At 74.7% G+C, this 18,237-nt stretch carries 20 protein-coding genes; 7 read left to right on the top strand and 13 right to left on the bottom strand.

Annotation, left to right across the window (positions count from 1 at the left end; all coding sequences use genetic code 11):
* Nucleotides 1-8: 8 nt before the first annotated feature.
* Nucleotides 9-458 (bottom strand): gamma-glutamylcyclotransferase family protein, encoded by a 450-nt coding sequence (locus PHY01_RS13755; protein WP_141279060.1) that lies wholly within the window; start codon nt 456-458, stop codon nt 9-11.
* A 71-nt stretch (nt 459-529) separates the two neighbouring features.
* On the opposite strand from PHY01_RS13755, the gene PHY01_RS13760 reads away from it, so the two are divergent.
* Nucleotides 530-1,939: an NAD(P)H-quinone dehydrogenase gene (locus PHY01_RS13760; RefSeq protein ID WP_141279042.1), complete on the top strand. Its 1,410-nt coding sequence runs from the start codon at nt 530-532 to the stop codon at nt 1,937-1,939.
* 59 nt (nt 1,940-1,998) lie between these two features.
* Nucleotides 1,999-2,361: a hypothetical protein gene (locus PHY01_RS13765; RefSeq protein ID WP_141279043.1), complete on the top strand. Its 363-nt coding sequence runs from the start codon at nt 1,999-2,001 to the stop codon at nt 2,359-2,361.
* A 77-nt stretch (nt 2,362-2,438) separates the two neighbouring features.
* On the opposite strand, the gene PHY01_RS13770 is transcribed toward PHY01_RS13765, so the two are convergent.
* The 12 genes from PHY01_RS13770 to PHY01_RS13825 form a co-directional block, all read right to left on the bottom strand.
* Nucleotides 2,439-3,719: a VWA domain-containing protein gene (locus PHY01_RS13770; RefSeq protein ID WP_141279044.1), complete on the bottom strand. Its 1,281-nt coding sequence runs from the start codon at nt 3,717-3,719 to the stop codon at nt 2,439-2,441.
* Nucleotides 3,720-3,801: 82 nt separating this feature from the next.
* The gene (locus PHY01_RS13775; protein ID WP_141279045.1) at nt 3,802-4,281 is read right to left on the bottom strand and encodes a hypothetical protein; all 480 of its coding nucleotides are present in this window, start codon (nt 4,279-4,281) and stop codon (nt 3,802-3,804) included.
* A gap of 259 nt (nt 4,282-4,540) precedes the next feature.
* On the bottom strand, nt 4,541-5,086 hold the full coding sequence (locus PHY01_RS13780; protein ID WP_141279046.1) for a GNAT family N-acetyltransferase: 546 nt from the start codon (nt 5,084-5,086) through the stop codon (nt 4,541-4,543).
* A 54-nt stretch (nt 5,087-5,140) separates the two neighbouring features.
* Nucleotides 5,141-6,913, bottom strand: a complete 1,773-nt coding sequence (locus tag PHY01_RS13785) for an acetyl/propionyl/methylcrotonyl-CoA carboxylase subunit alpha (RefSeq protein ID WP_141279047.1) — start codon at nt 6,911-6,913, stop codon at nt 5,141-5,143.
* Nucleotides 6,914-7,033: 120 nt separating this feature from the next.
* Nucleotides 7,034-7,450 carry an SCO6045 C-terminal-like domain-containing protein gene (locus PHY01_RS13790; protein WP_141279048.1) on the bottom strand — a complete coding sequence of 139 codons (417 nt, stop codon included), beginning with the start codon at nt 7,448-7,450 and terminating at the stop codon, nt 7,034-7,036.
* A complete protein-coding gene (locus PHY01_RS13795) occupies nt 7,447-8,265 on the bottom strand; it encodes an MbnB/TglH/ChrH family RiPP precursor modification enzyme (RefSeq protein WP_141279049.1) in 819 nt (272 codons plus the stop codon). Before PHY01_RS13795 ends, PHY01_RS13790 begins: the two co-directional genes overlap by 4 nt.
* Complete coding sequence (locus tag PHY01_RS27600; protein ID WP_170183805.1) at nt 8,258-9,136, bottom strand: TIGR04222 domain-containing membrane protein; 879 nt, start codon at nt 9,134-9,136, stop codon at nt 8,258-8,260. Before PHY01_RS27600 ends, PHY01_RS13795 begins: the two co-directional genes overlap by 8 nt.
* 95 nt (nt 9,137-9,231) lie before the next feature.
* The gene (locus PHY01_RS13805) at nt 9,232-9,657 is read right to left on the bottom strand and encodes a SufE family protein (protein WP_141279050.1); all 426 of its coding nucleotides are present in this window, start codon (nt 9,655-9,657) and stop codon (nt 9,232-9,234) included.
* On the bottom strand, nt 9,654-10,538 hold the full coding sequence (locus PHY01_RS13810; RefSeq protein ID WP_141279051.1) for a sulfurtransferase: 885 nt from the start codon (nt 10,536-10,538) through the stop codon (nt 9,654-9,656). Before PHY01_RS13810 ends, PHY01_RS13805 begins: the two co-directional genes overlap by 4 nt.
* Nucleotides 10,539-10,661: 123 nt before the next feature.
* Entirely contained in the window at nt 10,662-11,276 is a 615-nt protein-coding gene (locus PHY01_RS13815) for a Maf family protein (RefSeq protein ID WP_141279052.1), read from the bottom strand.
* 209 nt (nt 11,277-11,485) lie between these two features.
* Nucleotides 11,486-11,740 (bottom strand): acyl-CoA carboxylase epsilon subunit, encoded by a 255-nt coding sequence (locus tag PHY01_RS13820; protein WP_141279053.1) that lies wholly within the window; start codon nt 11,738-11,740, stop codon nt 11,486-11,488.
* On the bottom strand, nt 11,737-13,374 hold the full coding sequence (locus PHY01_RS13825; RefSeq protein ID WP_141279054.1) for an acyl-CoA carboxylase subunit beta: 1,638 nt from the start codon (nt 13,372-13,374) through the stop codon (nt 11,737-11,739). The genes PHY01_RS13820 and PHY01_RS13825 overlap by 4 nt, the downstream gene beginning before the upstream one ends.
* 524 nt (nt 13,375-13,898) lie before the next feature.
* Between PHY01_RS13825 and PHY01_RS26485 the strand changes: the two genes are divergently transcribed.
* From PHY01_RS26485 to PHY01_RS13850, 5 genes are all read left to right on the top strand, one after another.
* Nucleotides 13,899-14,333, top strand: coding sequence for a hypothetical protein (locus PHY01_RS26485; protein ID WP_170183806.1), 435 nt, complete (start codon nt 13,899-13,901; stop codon nt 14,331-14,333).
* Between the two features lie 46 nt (nt 14,334-14,379).
* The gene (locus tag PHY01_RS13835; RefSeq protein ID WP_141279055.1) at nt 14,380-15,603 is read left to right on the top strand and encodes an FAD-dependent monooxygenase; all 1,224 of its coding nucleotides are present in this window, start codon (nt 14,380-14,382) and stop codon (nt 15,601-15,603) included.
* 130 nt (nt 15,604-15,733) lie between these two features.
* The gene (locus PHY01_RS13840; protein WP_141279056.1) at nt 15,734-16,603 is read left to right on the top strand and encodes a biotin--[acetyl-CoA-carboxylase] ligase; all 870 of its coding nucleotides are present in this window, start codon (nt 15,734-15,736) and stop codon (nt 16,601-16,603) included.
* A 190-nt stretch (nt 16,604-16,793) separates the two neighbouring features.
* Nucleotides 16,794-17,279 (top strand): PH domain-containing protein, encoded by a 486-nt coding sequence (locus tag PHY01_RS13845; protein WP_174824120.1) that lies wholly within the window; start codon nt 16,794-16,796, stop codon nt 17,277-17,279.
* A complete protein-coding gene (locus tag PHY01_RS13850) occupies nt 17,269-18,201 on the top strand; it encodes a hydroxymethylglutaryl-CoA lyase (protein WP_141279057.1) in 933 nt (310 codons plus the stop codon). The genes PHY01_RS13845 and PHY01_RS13850 overlap by 11 nt, the downstream gene beginning before the upstream one ends.
* The last annotated feature ends 36 nt before the right edge of the window (nt 18,202-18,237 follow it).

An 18,237-nucleotide genomic window follows, 5' to 3' on the forward strand; every position in this document is an offset into this window, starting at 1 on the left:
CTCGCGGGTCAGAAGGACTTGCTGCTGGGACGGCTGCGCAGCGCGGCGACGTAGTCGTCGGGGGCGCCCGCCTGCTCGGCGGCGTCGGCCAGCACACCCAGGTAGCGGGCGCTGGGCTCGCCGCCCTCGTAGTCGTTGAGCACGTAGATCCACGCGAGGACGTCGCCCTCCAGGGTGTGCACGCGCAGCCGCAGCTTCTTGTGCATCCCCAGCTCGCCGCCCTCCCAGCGGTCGAGCTGCGAGGCGTCGGGCTCGGGCACGTCGTAGAGCACCACGAACACCTGCTCGCCCGGTGCCTCGACGACCGTGGAGAGCGCGCCCTCCCAGGCGTAGTCGCTGCCCCCGAAGGTCAGCCGCCACCCCTGCAGCCACCCCGTGCCCGCCATCGGCGAGTGGGGCGCGCGCTGCTTCATCTGGGCGGGATCCATGTTCGACCCGTAGGCGGCGTAGAGCGGCACCGCCACAGAGTAGTGCGGAGCCACCCGCGTACCGTGATCGGGCAACCCGGACGATCTCCCGAGAGGCCCCGATGACCCGCATCGTGATCATGGGCGGCGGCCCGGCAGGCTACGAGGCGGCCCTGGTGGCGGCCCAGCACGGCAGCGACGTCACCGTGATCGAGCAGGAGGGCATGGGCGGCGCCTGCGTCCTGCACGACTGCGTGCCGTCGAAGACCTTCATCTCCTCCGCCGGCATCCGCGTCGACCTGCACCGCGCCCCGGAGCTGGGCCTCACCGCCGGTCCCGACTCCGTCGGCGTCGACCTGCCGCGGGTGAACAGCCGCGTCAAGGGCCTGGCACTGGCCCAGTCCGCCGACGTCCGGGCGCGCGTCGAGCGGGAGGGCGTGCGGATCGTCCGCGGCTCCGCGTGCTTCACCGACGAGCCCGCGGCCCGCGCGCCGCACGTCGTCGAGTCCCGCACCTCCGACGGCACCCGCGAGATCCATCCCGCCGACGTCGTGCTGGTCGCCACCGGCGCCACCCCCCGCGTCCTGGACGACGCACGCCCCGACGGCGAGCGCATCCTCACCTGGCGCGACCTCTACGACCTCCCCGAGCTGCCCGAGCACCTGGTCGTCGTCGGTTCGGGCGTCACGGGGGCGGAGTTCGTGTCGGCCTACGTCGAGATCGGGGTGCGGGTCACGCTGGTGTCCAGCCGCGACCGCGTGCTCCCCGGCGAGGACGCCGACGCCTCCGCGGTGCTGCAGGACGTGTTCGCCGACCGCGGCGTGGAGATCCTCGCGCAGGCCCGGGCCGACTCGGTGCGCCGCTCCCCGGACGGCGACGGGGTCGTGGTCACGCTGGCCGACGGGCGCACCGTCACCGGGTCGCACGCGCTGATGACGGTCGGCTCGGTGCCCAACACCGCAGACCTGGGCCTGGAGAAGATCGGCCTGGAGACCGGCCGGGGCGGGTTCATCCCCGTCGACCGGGTGTCGCGCACGAGCGTGCCCGGCGTCTACGCCGCGGGCGACTGCACGGGCCTGCTCATGCTCGCCTCGGTCGCCGCGATGCAGGGCCGGATCGCGATGTGGCACGCGCTGGGCGAGGGCGTCGCGCCGATCAAGCTCAAGACGGTGGCCTCGGCGGTCTTCACCCGCCCGGAGATCGCGACCGTCGGCATCAGCCAGCGCGCGATCGACGCGGGCGAGGTCCCGGCGCGGACGATCATGCTCCCGCTCTCGACGAACCCCCGCGCGAAGATGCAGGGACTGCGCCGGGGGTTCGTCAAGCTGTTCTGCCGGCCGGCCACCGGCGTGGTCGTCGGGGGTGTGGTCGTGGCGCCGGTGGCCAGCGAGCTGATCCTGCCGATCGCGCTCGCCGTGCAGAACGGCCTCACCGTCGACGACCTGGCCTACACCTTCTCGGTCTACCCGTCGCTGTCCGGCTCGATCACCGAGGCCGGGCGGCAGCTGATGCGCCACGGCGACCTCGACTGACGGTCGTCTCGGGGATCTCCCCGATCCCGCAGGGCCCCGGCCGCCCGACGATGGACCGCATGAGCATCCAGCCCGTCACCTCGAAGATCCCCGCCGGACCGGTCGCCGTGGCCGCGGTGGGGGCCCAGCTCGTCGACGACGTCGTGTTCTTCCTGGTCCCGCCGGCGGCGCTGGTCCTCGGCCCGCTCGCCGGGCTGCTGGCGATCGCGCTGACGGCCGCGGGCGCCCGTGCGGTCACCCGCGGCCGCACCGGTCCGGTGGTGGCCCGCACCGGGCTGGCGCTGGGTCTGGCGTCGGCCGGGATCGGGCTGCTGATCGGCGGGCTGGGCCTGGTGACCCTGCTGCTGGCCGGGATCACGGTGCTGGCCGGGGTCGCCGGGGCGGTCGCCGGCCGTGGTCTCACCGCCACGCGGCTGCCCTGACCCGCGGCTGCCCTGACCCGCGCTGCCTGGTTCGCACCGTGGCGACGACTCGGTCGCACGGATGTCCCGACTCGCAGTCAGGGCAGGACGCCGGCCGCCCGTGCGGCGGTGATCCAGGACGGGAACTCGGCGAGCAGGCGGTCGTAGAGCTCGGCGTCGGGGACCGCGTCGATGTCGTCGACGGCGAAGAACCCCACGTTGTCCACGCGCCGCCCGGTCATGGTGTCCAGCTTCTCCAGCACGCCGAACCGGTTGTGCCGCCCGAGCCCGACGAACTGCCAGAACACCGGCTCGTCGACGGCCGCGCGCAGCTCGCGTTCGATCTCCCGGTTGCGGGTCACGCCGCCGTCGGAGAAGAACAGCACCAGCGTCGGGACGCCGGCGGGCTCCGCGCGGACGAAGGACCGGATCTGGGCGATCACCTTCGGCTCGTCGTTGGACCCGCCGACCGCCGCCATGTCGACCTGGCCCGGCTCCAGGCGCCGCGCCGGCCGCTTCCGGATCCGGAACTCGCCGACCCGCACGTGCAGCCGCGTCCACTCGGGCAGGTCGTCGACGGCGAGGTCGGGCAGCCGCGCCGGGTTCGTGGCGAAGGTCCAGGCCTGCATCGTGCCGTCGTCGTCCAGGGCCGCGGCCACGGCCGCCATCCGCTCGACCACCCGCCCGACGACGCCCTCGCGGTAGAGCCGGCTCATCGAGCCCGACGCGTCCAGCGCCAGCACCACCCGCGCCGCGACGCCGCGTGCCCCGCGCTTCTCCAGCGACACCGTCACCTGGCGCTTGCGCAGGTCCAGCCGTGTGCGCAGGTCGACCGGCAACCGGTCCTCGACGACCGGGGCGGCGGGCTCGTCGTCGACGGAGATGCCGTGGTCGGTGGCCAGGCCGGCCAGCCCGGAGGCGTAGCCCTGGCCGACCGCCCGGAACTTCCACGCCCCGCCGCGGCGGTACAGCTCGCCCCCGACGAACGCGGTCTCCGTGGAGGCCGTCATGGCGAACTCGGCGACGACGGCACCCCGGTCGTCGGTGAGCCGCAGCGTCAGGCCGGGGACGTCGCCGAAGGTGCCGCCGTCGGCGGAGGCGGCCAGCAGGACGCGGTCGACGGCGTCCTCCACCCGGTCCAGGTCGACGCGCAGCCGGTCGGCCCCCGCCGCCTTGCCCGCGTGCCGCACCGCGCCGGAGGCGTGCTCGGGCTGGTTGTAGAACACCATGTCGGCGTCGGACCGGACGCGGCCGTCGACGTCGAGCAGCAGGGCGGAGGCGTCGATGTCGGGCACACCGGGCCGCGGTGACCAGGTGAGGGCGACGTCGAGGCGCCGGGCGTCGACGCCGGTGTTGGCGCCCTTGGTCAGTGCCGTCATGGCCGCGATCCTGCCCCACGCGGACCCCGCCCCCCACACGACGAACGGCCGGCGCGCTGCAGACGCGCCGGCCGTGTCGCCGTCAGCTGGTCCGGGCCAGTGGAGCCGCGTGCGGCTCCCGGCACGAGGCCAGCGAACAGAAGGCGGAGCACTCGAGGCGGTCGTGCAGACCCGGCTCGAGGAGGGTCCCTGCGAACGGCCACCGGCCGGTGAAGCGCTGCAGGTACCAGTACACGAACAGGTAGTCCGGTCGTGTGGGGTCGGCGACGAACGTCGGGCTCCCCGGGAGCTGTGCGATCCAGCGGGAGTAGTCGGTCATCGCGGGGGCGGGTGGACGGGAGGCCCGGCGGGTGTGCAGCCAGTCGTCGGCCCTGGCCCGCCAGTGGGACAGGGCGATCGGGTGGAGCGTGGCGCCGGGCAGTTCGCGCACGTTCGTGGTGAACGTACTGATCAGGACCCCGTCGCCGGTGAAGGCCGCCGAGGTCAGGGTGAGCAGGGAGTGCGGGCCCGGGATGGGCCCGTCGGTGTGGACGTGGGTCGTGACGAACGGGTCGGGGGGCATGACGGATCCTGGTCGCCTGGTGGGCCGGAGCCCTGCTGATCGGGGGCGTCCGCACGGCGCGGCCTGAGCCTGCGTGGTACGGGGGATCCGCGGCGCGGTCCTGTCTGTGACATGTCACAGCCGCGTGGCGGAGGAACCGGGCCCCGTGGATGGACACACGGGTACTTCACTGCTGTCCGCTATGCACTTGTCCAGCACGGTGCGGGGTCGCTGTGGATTGACCTGGCCGGACGAACGTAGGCAGGTCCGGCCGGGGGAGTCAACGATCGGTCGCCAGGCGGCCGGTGACGATCACGTCGTGGTAGGCGCCGTCGGCCAGCCAGGCGTCGCGCATGCGGCCCTCGGTGCGGAAGCCGCACTTCTGCGCGACGCGGCCCGACGCGGTGTTGCCCGCCGCCCACAGGTAGCCCACCCGGTGCAGCCCCAAGCCGCCGAAGGCGAAGCGCAGCACGGCGGACAGCGCGGTGGTGGTCATGCCCGCCCGGCGCGCGGCGGGCAGGGCCCAGCAGGCGGCCTCGGCGTGGGCCATGTGCCGGTCGACGTGGTCGAGCGAGACCTCGCCGAGCATCTCCCCGGTCGTCGGCTCGCAGACGGCCCAGGTGTAGCGCTCGTCGCGGACCCAGTCCAGGGTGCGGCGCCGGATGTAGGCGTCGGCCTCGGCCGGGTCGGCGGGCGGGCGGTTCCGCCAGCGCCGGATCTCCGGGTCGGCGCAGGAGGCGAGGACGGCCGGACGGTCGTCGATGCGACCGTCGGCGCGTGGCACCCGCAGGTACCACGCGCCGGCGTTGATCTCGACGGCGTCCATGGCCTTAGCAGGGGGATGGAAGGGCCGACGGAGGAGGCCCGGGGCGGGTCACGATCAGTCCTTGATCTCGCAGAGCACGGTGCCCTGGGTGACCGAGGCGCCCTGGTCGGCGGACAGCCCGGTGATCGTGCCGTCCTTGTGGGCGGTGACCGGGTTCTCCATCTTCATCGCCTCCAGCACGACGACCAGGTCGCCCGCGGAGACGGTGTCGCCGTCGGAGACGGCCACCTTGATGATCGTGCCCTGCATCGGCGCGGTCACCGAGTCGCCCGACGCCGCGCTGCCGCCCTTGCCGCCGCCGCGCTTGCGCGGGGCCGCCTTCGCGGCGCCGCCCCCGTTGCCGCCGCCGAAGGTCATGTCCCCGGGCAGCGAGACCTCCAGGCGCCGCCCGCCGACCTCGACGACGACCGACTGCCGCGGAGCGGTCTCCTCGTCGGCGTCGGTGCCGCCGTCGAACGGGGGCACCGTGTTGTCCCACTCCGTCTCGATCCACCGGGTGTGCACGGTGAAGTCCTCCTCGGAGGAGGCGGCGAACGCCGGGTCGTCGACCACCGCGCGGTGGAAGGGCAGCACGGTGGCCATGCCCTCGACCTGGAACTCGCGCAGCGCCCGGCGCGAACGCTCCAGCGCCTGCGGACGGTCGGAGCCGGTGACGATGAGCTTGGCCAGCAGCGAGTCGAACTGCCCGCCGACGACGGAGCCGGCCTCGACGCCCGCGTCGACGCGCACGCCCGGCCCGGCCGGGAACGAGATCGCGGTGACGGTGCCGGGCGCGGGCAGGAAGTTGCGCCCGGCGTCCTCGCCGTTGATCCGGAACTCGATCGAGTGTCCGCGCGGCTCCGGGTCCTCCAGCAGGTTCAGCTCCAGCCCCTCGGCGATGCGGAACTGCTCCCGGACCAGGTCGAGCCCGCTGGTCTCCTCCGAGACCGGGTGCTCCACCTGCAGCCGCGTGTTGACCTCCAGGAACGAGATGAGCCCGTCCTGCCCGACGAGGAACTCGACGGTGCCCGCGCCGTGGTACTCGGCCTCCTTGCAGATGGCCTTGGACGCCTCGTGGATCGTGGTGCGCTGCTCGTCGGACAGGAACGGCGCGGGCGCCTCCTCGACGAGCTTCTGGAAGCGGCGCTGCAGCGAGCAGTCGCGGGTGCCCACGACGATGACGTTGCCGTGGGTGTCGGCCAGCACCTGCGCCTCGACGTGGCGGGGCTTGTCCAGGTAGCGCTCGACGAAGCACTCCCCACGGCCGAACGCCGCAGTGGCCTCGCGGACCGCCGAGTCGTAGAGCTCGGCGATCTCCTTCTCCTCGCGCGCGACCTTCATGCCGCGCCCGCCGCCGCCGAACGCGGCCTTGATCGCGACCGGGAGCCCGTGCTCCTTCGCGAACGCGATGACCTCGTCGGCGCCGGAGACCGGGTCGTTGGTGCCGGGGACGAGCGGGGCGCCCGCGCGGGTGGCGATGTGCCGGGCGGTGACCTTGTCGCCCAGGTCGCGGATGGCCTGCGGCGTCGGGCCGATCCAGGTGATCCCCGCGTCCATGACGGCCTGCGCGAACTCGGCGTTCTCCGAGAGGAAGCCGTAGCCGGGGTGGATGCCGTCGGCACCGGCCTGCTTCGCCGCGTCGACCACCTTGCCGATGTCCAGGTAGGACTCCGCGGCCGTCGACCCGCCGAGCGCGAAGGCCTCGTCGGCCAGGCGGACGAACGGGGCGTCCCGGTCGGGGTCGGCGTAGACCGCGACGCTGCCGATGCCGGCGTCGGCGCAGGCCCGGATGACGCGGACGGCGATCTCCCCGCGGTTCGCGACGAGAACCTTGGTCAAGCGCGGCACGTTGCGGCCTCCCTGTCGATGCCCGGGAACCCGTGCCCCGGCGCGTGGTTACCGGGGAGTTTAGGCATGCGGGGGCCGATCGCCGGAGGTGGCCGGGTGTGGCGAAGGCGACGCCCGCGATCAGCGGCCCCGGCGCACCCGGCCGAGTAGGCGGCGCCACCGGCGGGGGCGGGGGCTGCGGCGGCCGTCGTAGCGCCACGCGGCCTCCCGGCCCGCGAGCTCGGCCGCGGCGCCCGGGGGGAGCCCGGTGACGGCGCGGGCGACGTCCCAGCCGTCGCGCAGGGCGCCGACCGGGCCGTGCCCGGCCCGGTGCTCGGCGAACACCGACGGCCACCGGTCGCCGTAGCTCGCGGCGAGCAGCGGCCACTGCGCCGCGGCCTCCCTGGCGCGCTTGCGCAGCAGCGCGCGGCGGGTGGCGTCGAGGTCGGCCGCGTCGAAGCCGGGCGGGGCCGGGCCGCCCGCCACCAGCGCGTCGACGAGCGCGGCCTGCCGCTGCGCCAGCGGCCCGGCGGCGTCGGGACCCCAGTGGACGCTCACGGGACCCGCGCCCCGGCCACCACACCGCGGAGCGTGGCCAGCTCCGCGTGCAGCCGCGCGGCGGGCGGGAAGCCGCCGTCGCGTTCGAGCAGGACGGCGGGGGCCGCGGGGAGGCGGTCGACGAGCGCGCCGAGCAGCCCGAGCACGGCGTCGGGAACGGCCTCGGTGTGGGTGTCGTGGTAGCGGCCGTCGTGCTCGACCCCGCCCGCGACGTGCACGTAGGCGATGCGGTCGAGCGGGAGGGTGTCGAGGACCGCCTCCGGGTCCCGCCCCCGGTTGACGGCGTTGGCGTGCACGTTCGCGACGTCGAGCAGCAGCCGCGCACCGGTGCGGTCGAGCAGCGCGGTGACGAACTCGCCCTCGGTGTACTCGTCGTCGGGCCAGTCGAACAGCGCCGCGATCGGCTCCAGCGCGAGCGGGACGTCCAGCTCGGCCTGCGTGCGGGCCACGTTGGCGGCGAGCACGTCGAGCGCCTCCCGGGACCGGGGCAGCGGCAGCAGGTGCCCGGCGTCGCGGCCCCCGGCCCGGACGAACGCGATGTGCTCGCTCACCAGCGGGGCGCCCAGCGCCGCGGCGCAGGCCGCGAGGTGGGTGACCCGGGCGGGGTCGAGCGGGTCGGTGCCGCCGAGGGAGAGCCGCACCCCGTGCGGCACCACGGTGACACCTCGCTCCCGCAGGTCCGCCACCCCTCGAGGCGGGCCGGCGGGAGCGAAGGACTCGGCGACGACCTCGGCGAACCCGAGGCCCTCGACATCGGACACCACACCGGCGATCTCCGGCCGCCAGCCGACGCCCACCCCGGCGGGGTCAGCCACCGCAGCCCCCTCCGCAGCCGCCGCCACCCCCGCCGCCGTCGCTGCTGCCGCCGCCGTCACCGGAGTAGCCGCCGCCCCCGTCACCCGATCCGGTGGTGGCGCGCTGCATCGCGAGCTCCTCGGCGAACGCCGGGTCCGACGCCCACAGCGCGCCCGCCCCGAAGATCCCCACGCCGAGCGCGGCGGTGGCGGGCCCATAGGCGACCCAGTCGGGCCGCTGCGCGGGGTCGAGCTCGTGGTGCTCACGGGCCAGGCGGGCCAGCAGGCGGTCGCCCGCCCGGGTGCGCCGCGGCGCCCGGACCAGCAGGACGACCGTGACCAGCGAGACGCCCAGCAGCGCGACGACCAGGAACCCGACGGGCCGGCTGTCGGCCACCCCGGCCAGCAGCCGCAGCAGCCCGATCCCGGCGACGGCGCCCATCCACCAGCCCGTCGCCCGGATCCGGCGGCGCTGCGGCTCGGAGAGCAGCAGGCCCGCCCCCACCAGGTGCTTGTGCACGGCGTCGAGCGCGGAGCGGACGGGCCGGTGCAGCGGCAGCCGCGACCGCTGGACCGGGCTGCCGGTGGTGAAGTGCACGGCCCGCTCCAGCGCGTCGGCACCGGGATCGAGCCGGCCCACCGCGCGGACCGTCCCCTTGACCGGCGCGACGGTGCCGCTCAGGTGCATCGCCGTCAGCGCCGAGGTGACGGCGAGGTCGGGGCCGCCGTTGAGGTAGGCCACCTCGTGCCCGCCCAGGTCGTGGACGGGCCGGTCGGGCCCGTCGGCCAGCGCGCGTCGCCGCTGTGCGGCGGCGACCCACACCACCGCGGCCAGGAGCAGGTAGCCGACCAGGAACACCGGTCCGCTGATCCCCCAGGTGCCCTCGTCCATCGCACACCTCCCGAGCAACGTCCTCATGAGACGTCTCACAGTGTTGCGATGCGTCACCCGTCAGGGAACGTTCTTCACCAGAACTTGAGGTGTCGCTACGGTGCCGCGCGCACCTGCTTCTTGATGCGGGCGAGCATCGCCGCCATGCCGCGCAGCCGCAGCGGGCTGACGGCCGCGGCGAGGCCGAGCGCGGTGTAGAAGTCGTCGGGCACGGCGAGAACGTCCTCGGCGCTCTCCCCGTCGAGGCCGGTGTGCATGATCGAGGCGAACCCGCGGGTGGTCGGCGACTCCGGCGGGGCGGAGAAGAACAGGTGCACGTGCGCGGAGTCGTCGACCTCCACCGCCAGGAACAGCGGCGACTGGCACTCGTGCACCTGCTCCATCGAGTCGGCCGCGTCGGCGTAGCGCTCCGGGAGCTCGGGCAGCTCGCGGGAGAGCTCCAGGAGCAGCTCGAGCCGCTGTTTCGGGGTGACGGCGGCGAAGTCGTCGACGAGCTCCTGGAGCTGGGCCGGGAGGGTCATCCCCGCTCCGTGCCCTGCACGATCGGCACCCGCACGGCGTTGCCCCACTCCGTCCAGCTGCCGTCGTAGTTGCGGACCTTGTCGAAGCCCAGCAGGTGGGTGAGCACGAACCAGGTGTGGCTGGAGCGCTCGCCGATGCGGCAGTAGGCCACGACGTCGTCGGTCGGGCGCAGGCCCTGCTCCTCCAGGTAGATGGCCTCCAGCTCGGCGCGGGTGCGGAAGGTGCCGTCCTCGGCGGCCGCGCGGGCCCACGGCACGCTCGCCGCGCCCGGGATGTGGCCGCCGCGGACGGCGCCCTCCTGCGGATAGTCGGGCATGTGCAGCAGCTCGCCGGAGTACTCGCCGGGGGACCGGACGTCGACCATGGGCCTGCCCAGGTGTGCGAGCACGTCCTCCTTGAAGGCCCGGATCGTGGCGTCGTCGCGCTCGGTCACCGGGTACTCGACGGGCTCGGGCTTCGGCGCCTCGGTGGTCATCTCGCGGCCCTCGGCGACCCACTTGGCGCGGCCGCCGTCGAGCATGCGGACGTCGGCGTGGCCGAACAGGCTGAACACCCACAGCGCGTAGGTGGCCCACCAGTTGTTGCGGTCGCCGTAGAACACGACGGTGGTGTCGGGGCCGATGCCGCGCTCGCCGCAGATCTGCGCGAACCGGGCGCCGTCGACGTAGTCCCGGGTGGTCGGGTCGTTCAGCTCGGTGTGCCAGTCGACCTTGACCGAGCCCGGGATGTGGCCGGTGTCGTAGAGCAGGACGTCCTCGTCGGACTCGACGACCACGAGCCCGGGGGTGCCCAGGTGCTCCGCGAGCCAGGAGGTGGTGACCAGGCGCTCGGGGTGGGCGTACTCGGCCAGCTTCGGATCGGTGTCGTTCGGGAGTGCCATGACGGCCAGGCTAGTCCGTCCCCCCTTCCCCGCGAGTCGGGCGATTCGTGTGCCCGAGTCCTGCGCGGCGTGTGATCGCACGATCCGGTGGACTCGGTCGCAGGAAAGTCCCGACTCGCGGGGTCAGGGGGACCACAGGTCGGTGACCGTCACCCCCACGCCGGCCAGCAGGCGGCGCAGCAGCGGCAGGCTGATGCCGATGACATTGGACGGGTCGCCGTCGACGCCCTCCACGAACCAGCCGCCCAGCCCGTCGAGGGTGAACGCGCCGGCGACGAGCATCGGCTCGCCGGTGCCGAGGTAGGCGTCGAGCTCGGCGTCGGTCGGCTCGCCGAACCGCACCACGGTGACGGCGTGCCCCTCGGCGACGCGCTCGATCTCGCCGTCGACGACGCGCAGCACCGCGTGCCCGGTGACCAGCTCGCCGCTGCCCCCCGCCATCTCCCGCCAGCGGGCCCGGGCCTCGTCGGCGTCAGCCGGCTTGCCGACCAGCTCGCCGCGGTGGTGCAGCATCGAGTCGCAGCCGATGACGACCGCGTCAGCCTCGGTGGTCCGGCGCGCCACGGTCGTGGCCTTCGCACCCGCGAGCGTCGTCACCTTCTCGGCGGGCGTGGCGTCGGGGACGGCGGCGAGCAGCGCGTCCTCGTCGACGTCGGACACCTCGACGAGGGGATCGAGCCCGGCCGCGCGCAGGACCGAGAGGCGGGCGGGGGAGGCCGAGGCCAGAACGACGCGCACGACGCACGACCCTACGGCCGCGCGCCGCGGCGTCGATCATCGCCTGGTGCGGTCGGCAGCTCCCGCCACCGCCACCGCTCCAGGCGACGGAACTTCGTCACCGCGGTGGCTCTTTCTGATCGGGTCTCGAGCAGCGGGCACGGGTGAGGTCGACACCATCGGGGTCCGGTGCGCTCAGAACCCCGATGACGTCGATCTCACCTGCGTGATCAGCGGGGCCAGTGAGAAGTGCGCCAGGCGCCGGGGCCCACCGTCAGCGGGACGCGCATCGCGGCCGCCGGGTCCGACCAGCGGTCGCGGGGCCTCGCCGGTGCGTCGCCACCGCCGGACGCGGCGGCGGCGAGCACCACGGTGAGCGCGGCGAGCTCGGCGTCCGACGGCTCGCCGCGCACCACGCGGAACAGCGCGCGCCGCTCCTCGGGGGTGGGCTCCCCCCCGTCCGGCGCGGCGTCGGACCCGCTCACAGGGGGATGTTCCCGTGCTTGCGCGCCGGGACGGCCTCGCGCTTGGTCTCCAGCGCCCGCAGCGCCCGGCCGACGTAGCCGCGGGTGTGCGAGGGCGGGATGACGGCGTCGATGTAGCCGCGGTCGGCCGCGATGTAGGGGTTGGCGAGGGTGTCCTCGTACTCCTGCTGCAGCTCCGCGCGGCGGTTCGCCAGCTCGTCGCCCTCCAGGCCGTTCAGCTCCTTGCGGTACAGGATGCTGACCGCGCCCGCGGCGCCCGTCACCGCGATCTGGGCGGTCGGCCAGGCCACGTTGATGTCGGCACCCAGGTGCTTGGAGCCCATCACGTCGTAGGCGCCGCCGTAGGCCTTGCGGGTGATCACCGTGACCTTCGGGACGGTGGCCTCGGCGTAGGCGTAGATCAGCTTCGCGCCGCGGCGGATGATCCCGTTCCACTCCTGCTCGGTGCCGGGCAGGAAGCCGGGGACGTCGACGAAGGTGACGACCGGGATGTTGAACGCGTCGCAGGTGCGCACGAAGCGCGACGCCTTCTCCGAGGCGTCGATGTCGAGGCAGCCGGCGAACTGGGTCGGCTGGTTGGCCACGACGCCGACCGACCGGCCCTCGATGCGCCCGTAGCCGCACACGATGTTCGGCGCGAACAGCTCGTGCACCTCGAGGAACTCGCCCTCGTCGACGACGCGGGTGATGACCTCGCGGATGTCGTAGGGCGTGTTCGCCGAGTCCGGGATCAGGGTGTCGAGCTCGAGGTCGTCGTCGGTGAGGCCGTCGGCGATGGAGCCCGCCGTGGGCTCGGGCGCGGGGTAGACCGGCGGCTCGGAGAGGTTGTTGCTCGGCAGGTAGCCCAGCAGCTCCTTGACGTAGTCGATCGCGTCGGCCTCGTCGCTGCCCAGGTAGTGGGCCACGCCGGACTTGGTGTTGTGGGCCCGGCCGCCGCCGAGGTCCTCCATCTCGACGTCCTCGCCGGTGACCGTCTTGATGACGTCCGGGCCGGTGATGAACATGTTCGACGTGCCGTCGACCATCACGATGAAGTCGGTGAGCGCGGGGGAGTACACCGCGCCGCCCGCCGACGGGCCCATGACCAGCGAGATCTGCGGGATCACACCGGAGCTGCGGACGTTGCGGACGAAGATCTCGCCGTAGAGCCCGAGCGCGACGACACCCTCCTGGATGCGCGCGCCGCCGCCGTCGTTGATGCCGATCATCGGGCACCCGATCTTGAGCGCCAGGTCCATCACCTTGACGATCTTCTCGCCGTACACCTCGCCGAGCGCCCCACCGAACACGGTGGCGTCCTGGCTGAAGACGGCGACCTGGCGGCCGTCGACGGTGCCGGTGCCGGTGACGACGCCGTCGCCGAAGGGGCGCTTGGCGTCCATCCCGAAGTTGGTGGACCGGTGGCGGGTCAGCGCGTCGAGCTCGACGAACGAGCCCGGGTCGAGCAGCTGGTCGATGCGCTCCCTGGCGGTCTGGCGGCCCTTGGCGTGCTGGCGCTCGATCCCCGTGCCCGGGTCGACCGCCTCGGCGGCGCGCCGGTAGAGGTCGGCGAGCTTGCCGGCGGTGGTGTGGACGTCCGGTTCGTCGGCGGCGGCGCCGGATGCGTCCCCGAGCGGCTCCGTTGCGGCGGTCATGGCCCGGGAGCCTAACCGGCCGGTAACCCGGCGTCCCTGCGTGCCCGGTCACGTCGGCCGTCCCGGGCGGTCCCCCCATGCCGTGGGCGGCCGCTCCCGCTTGGATCGCGGCCGTCACCTCATGTGGCGTCGATCACAGGGGGGCGTCGCGCAGGGACGGAGGGTCACATGTCGCAGCCACCACCCGGGCCGTACCCGGACCGCCCGGACCCGGTCCGGGGCCATACCCCGGCCGGCCGCCCGGGCCGGGCCACCCGGGTCAGGGCCATCCCGGCCAGGGCCGGCCGGGCCAGGGCTATCCCGGCCAGGGCCGGCCGGGACAGGGCTATCCGCCGCCCGGGCCGCCTCCGCCGGGTCACGGCCCGCCGGGCTACCAGCAGGGTCACGGGCAGCCGGACCGACGGGAACGGCCGGGCCAGGACCCGCGGACGTCCTACGGTCCACCCGGCGGCCCACCCGCCGCGGGCCGGACGCCACCTCCCGCGGTCCGCACCGCCTTCCTGCTCTGGATCGTCTACCTCGCGGTGAGCGTCGTCGGGTCGCTCGTCTCCTTCCTCGGCCGCGACGCCTTCGTCGAGGCCGGGATCCAGGAGGGGCTGCGGCTGGCCGGGGCCACCGAGGCCGACCTGCCGCCCGGCGCGCTCGACCAGGCCAGGGAGCAGGCGGCGGGCTCCGCGCTCGGGTCGCTGATCGTCTCGCTGGTCATCGTGGCGGCCGTCGCGGCGGTGATCGTCCAGATGCGCAACGGACGCAACTGGGCCCGGATCGTGCTGACGGTCCTCGGGGTGCTCGGGGTCCTCGCCGGTGCCGTGGCGCTGATCGGGCTGTCGCTGCTGCTCGGGGCGGGGGTGCTCGGTCTCGTCGTGGTGCTGGCGTCGGCGGTGCAGATCATCCTGGCGGTCGCGGCGATCGTGATGATGTACCGACCGGCGGCGAAGGCGTACTTCGCGCGGACCTGAGTCCTGACGTACTCTCTCGACTATCGAGATAGTCGAGAGGTGAGAGATGGACGAGACGGACTGCGTGGTCGTCGGCGGCGGGCCCGGCGGGGCGGTGCTGGCCTACCTGCTCGCCCGGGCGGGACGGCGGGTGACGCTGCTGGAGGCCCGGTCCGACTTCGCCCGGCGGTTCCGGGGTGACTCGCTCGCCCCGGCCGTCATGGACTGGCTCGACACGCTGGGCCTGGCCGACGACGTCCTCGCCCGCCCGCACGCCACCGCCGACGCGTTCACCTGGCACACCCCCACGGCGTCCTACCGGGTCGCCGACTACGGCCGGGCCAGCGCCCGGTTCCCGCACTACGTGCTGCTGCCGCAGCCGGAGTTCCTGGGCCTGCTCACCGGGCGGGCACAGGACCACCCCGGGTTCCGGCTGGAGATGTCGGCCCGGGTGAACGAGCTCGTCGAGGAGGGCGGGCGGGTCGTCGGCGTGCGGTACCGGGCCGCCGACGGGGAGGTGCGGGAGGTCCGCGCGCCGCTCGTCGTCGGGGCGGACGGGCGGTTCTCCCAGGTCCGGCGCCTGGGCGGTTTCGACACCGAGGAGCTCGGGGCCGGGCTCGACATCCTGTGGTTCGAGGTCCCGCGCCGCGACACCGACCCGCCGCTGTCGGGCCTGGACTACTTCGCCGTGCCGGGAGCGGCGATCGTCGCGCTCGGGCAGGGCGCCACCTGGCAGCTCGGCTACGTCATCCCGACGGGGACGGTCGCGCGGGCGCGCGAGGCCGGCGTCGGACCGGTGGTGGAGCTGGCGCGCGACCGCATGCCGTGGCTGGGCGACCGCCTCGACGCCCTCACCGCGTTCACCGACCTCACCCTGCTCAACGTGCGGATCACCCGCCTGCCCCACTGGTACCGCCCGGGCCTGCTGCTGCTCGGCGACGCCGCGCACGTCATCTCGCCGGTCGGCGGCAACGGGATCAACATCGCGATCGCCGACGCCGCCGACGCGGGTAACGCACTGGTACCGGCCCTGCGCGCCGCCGACGCCGAGCTGGACGCGGCGTGCCGGGCGTTCGAGGTGCGCCGGCGCGCGGTGTCCGACGCCGAGCAGCGCTCGCAGGTGCGGGCCGAGCGCGGCAGCCTGGAACGGATGGAGCGCGGCGACCCGCGACCGGCGTGGATCCTGCGCCTCGCCGCCGCGGTCCCCCCGATCGCCCGCGCCTTCGGCACGCGGTCGGCGTCGGCCATCGCGATCCCGGACCCGAGCCCGGCGGTCCTCGGGGCCCGGTGACCCGTCCGGCGCGCCGCCCGCCCCGTCCCGGGACGGGTGGTGGTGCGTCCGGCGACCCCGGGCGTCCGCCGGACGCGGGCGCCCTCGCCGCCCCCGCGGCGCGCCGGGCGCGGCGGTAGCCTCCCGGGGCATGAACCGCACCGCGCAGCCACTCGACGTCGGGGCGCTGCGCGCCGCTCTGGTCGGCCCGTGGGCGCAGCTCGACGTGGTCGAGCGCACGGGTTCCACCAATGCCGACCTGATGGCCGCGGCCCTCGCCGGGGCCCCCGACCGCACCGTGCTCGTCGCCGAGCACCAGGAGTCCGGACGGGGTCGGCTCGCCCGCAGCTGGGTGTCGCCGCCCGGGTCCGGGCTGACGGTGAGCGTGCTGCTCCGCCCGTCCGGGGTGTCGCCGTCGCGGTTCGGCTGGCTGCCGCTGCTCGCCGGTCTGGCCGTGCTCGACGCGGTCCGTGCGGTCACCGACGTCCCCGCCGGGCTCAAGTGGCCCAACGACCTGCTGGTCGGTCGCGAGCCGCGCAAGGTCGCGGGGATCCTCGCCGAGGTGGCCGACCCGTCGCGGCCCGCCGTCGTCGTCGGGATCGGGATCAACGTCGACTCCGCGCCGCCCGACCAGCCCACCGCCACGTCGCTGACGGCCGAGAGCGGCCGGCCCGTCGACCGCACCGCGGTGCTGGTGGAGCTGCTCACCCGGCTGCACGAGCGCGAGGCCGCGTGGCGCGCCGGGCGCGGCGACCCCGAGACCACCCGGATCCGGGCCGACTACCGCGCCGGGTGCCTGAGCCTGGGGTCACCCGTGCGGGTGGAGCTGCCCGGCGGGGCGTCGGTCAGCGGGATCGCCGAGGACGTCGACGGCGACGGCCGGCTGCTGCTCCTCGACGCCACGGGGCACCGGCGTGCGGTCGCCGCGGGCGACGTCGTCCACCTGCGGCCCGCGGACCGGGCCCACGGGGACGGGTCGACCGGCCCCGCAGGCGCCGACCCCCGGTCGCCCCTGCGGTGACCTCCGGCCCCTCACCGGGTCCGCTCCACCGCCCGATCCTGGTCGCGGGGGCGACGGGACGGGAGGTGCGTCGTGACGGCGTCGACGGTGCTGCGCAGGTGGGCGGGCCACGCCGGCGAGCGTCCTGTTGCGGCGCCCGGACGCCCTCCGGCTGCGAGGACCCGCCGCGCCGGCGCACTACGGTGGGGGCGTGCCCTACCCCGATGATCTTCTCGTCGAGGGCGAACGGGTCGTGCTGCACACGCACCCCCACGGGAAGATGCTGGCCGGCCCCGTGCTCGTCCTGCTGCTCGTCGTCGCGGTGTGCGGGTTCCTCGCGGCGGTCGTGCGCGAGCAGACCTGGGCGCCGGTCGCCTGGATCGCGCTCGCCGCGGTCGGCACCGCGCTGGTGGTCCGGCTGACGCTGCTCCCGGTGATCCGCTGGCGGACCACCCACTTCGTCGTCACGACGCGCCGCGTGCTCGTCCGCGAGGGCGTGCTCTCGCGCACCGGCATCGACATCCCGATGAGCCGGATCAACAGCGTCCAGTTCCGGCACACGGTGCTGGAGCGGGTACTGGGCTGCGGCACGCTGGTGATCGAGTCGGCCTCCGACGAGCCACTGGAGTTCACCGACGTGCCGCGGGTGGAGAAGGTCCACGCGCTGCTCTACCAGGAGGTCGCCGATGACACGTGAGCTGCCGCAGACCGTCGCCGGGACGGGGTTGCCCGAGGCCGTCACGATCTACGAGGTCGGGGCCCGCGACGGCCTGCAGAACGAGCAGGTGGTGGTGCCGGTCGAGGTGAAGGCGGAGTTCCTCGACCGCCTCGCCGGCACCGGGCTGCGCACGCTGGAGGCCACCAGCTTCGTGCACCCGAAGTGGGTGCCCCAGCTCGCCGACGCCGCCGACCTGCTCGCCCGCCTCACGCGCGTGCCCGGCGTCGACTACCCGGTGCTGGTGCCCAACGAGCGCGGCCTGGACCGCGCGCTGGAGGCGGGCGTCGGGCACGTCGCGGTGTTCGCCAGCGCCACGGAGACCTTCGCGCAGCGCAACCTCAACCGCTCCCTCGACGAGCAGTTCGCGATGTTCGACCCCGTCGTCGCCCGCGCCGTCGCCGCGGGCCTGCGGGTGCGCGGCTACGTGTCGATGTGCTTCGGCGACCCGTGGGAGGGCGCCGTCGACCCGGCGCAGGTGGCCGCGGTCGGGCGCCGGCTCGTCGACATGGGCTGCGACCAGCTCTCTCTCGGCGACACGATCGGCACCGGCACCCCCGGCCACGTCGACGCCGTGCTCGACGCCTGCGTCGCGGGCGGCGTGCCCGTCGACCGGATCGCGGTGCACTTCCACGACACCTACGGCCAGGCGCTGTCCAACACCCTGGCCGCGCTGCGCCGCGGCGTGACGACGGTCGACGCGAGCGCGGGCGGCCTCGGGGGCTGTCCCTACGCGGAGTCGGCGACGGGCAACCTCGCCACCGAGGACCTGGTCTGGATGCTGGACGGCCTGGGGATCTCTCACGGCGTCGACCTGGACGCGCTGGTGGCGACCAGCGCGTGGATGGCGCAGCAGCTGGGGCGGCCGTCGCCGTCGCGGGTGGTGCGGGCGCTCGGCGGGTAGCCGGGCGGGGCCCGCCCCGCCCCGCGACGCACGGCC

This window comes from Pseudonocardia hydrocarbonoxydans, assembly GCF_006539565.1.
In the GTDB taxonomy this organism is placed as follows: domain Bacteria; phylum Actinomycetota; class Actinomycetes; order Mycobacteriales; family Pseudonocardiaceae; genus Pseudonocardia; species Pseudonocardia hydrocarbonoxydans.

What these genes read in the sequence shown, in the direction of transcription:
- PHY01_RS13765 (WP_141279043.1), top strand. Translation starts at nt 1,999, where the DNA reads ATGAGCATCCAGCCCGTCACCTCGAAGATCCCCGCCGGACCGGTCGCC.
- PHY01_RS13775 (WP_141279045.1), bottom strand. Translation starts at nt 4,281, where the DNA reads ATGCCCCCCGACCCGTTCGTCACGACCCACGTCCACACCGACGGGCCC.
- PHY01_RS13825 (WP_141279054.1), bottom strand. Translation starts at nt 13,374, where the DNA reads ATGACCGCCGCAACGGAGCCGCTCGGGGACGCATCCGGCGCCGCCGCC.
- PHY01_RS13850 (WP_141279057.1), top strand. Translation starts at nt 17,269, where the DNA reads ATGACACGTGAGCTGCCGCAGACCGTCGCCGGGACGGGGTTGCCCGAG.
- PHY01_RS13770 (WP_141279044.1), bottom strand. Translation starts at nt 3,719, where the DNA reads ATGACGGCACTGACCAAGGGCGCCAACACCGGCGTCGACGCCCGGCGC.
- PHY01_RS13810 (WP_141279051.1), bottom strand. Translation starts at nt 10,538, where the DNA reads ATGGCACTCCCGAACGACACCGATCCGAAGCTGGCCGAGTACGCCCAC.
- PHY01_RS27600 (WP_170183805.1), bottom strand. Translation starts at nt 9,136, where the DNA reads ATGGACGAGGGCACCTGGGGGATCAGCGGACCGGTGTTCCTGGTCGGC.
- PHY01_RS13780 (WP_141279046.1), bottom strand. Translation starts at nt 5,086, where the DNA reads ATGGACGCCGTCGAGATCAACGCCGGCGCGTGGTACCTGCGGGTGCCA.
- PHY01_RS13835 (WP_141279055.1), top strand. Translation starts at nt 14,380, where the DNA reads ATGGACGAGACGGACTGCGTGGTCGTCGGCGGCGGGCCCGGCGGGGCG.
- PHY01_RS13760 (WP_141279042.1), top strand. Translation starts at nt 530, where the DNA reads ATGACCCGCATCGTGATCATGGGCGGCGGCCCGGCAGGCTACGAGGCG.
- PHY01_RS13805 (WP_141279050.1), bottom strand. Translation starts at nt 9,657, where the DNA reads ATGACCCTCCCGGCCCAGCTCCAGGAGCTCGTCGACGACTTCGCCGCC.
- PHY01_RS13840 (WP_141279056.1), top strand. Translation starts at nt 15,734, where the DNA reads ATGAACCGCACCGCGCAGCCACTCGACGTCGGGGCGCTGCGCGCCGCT.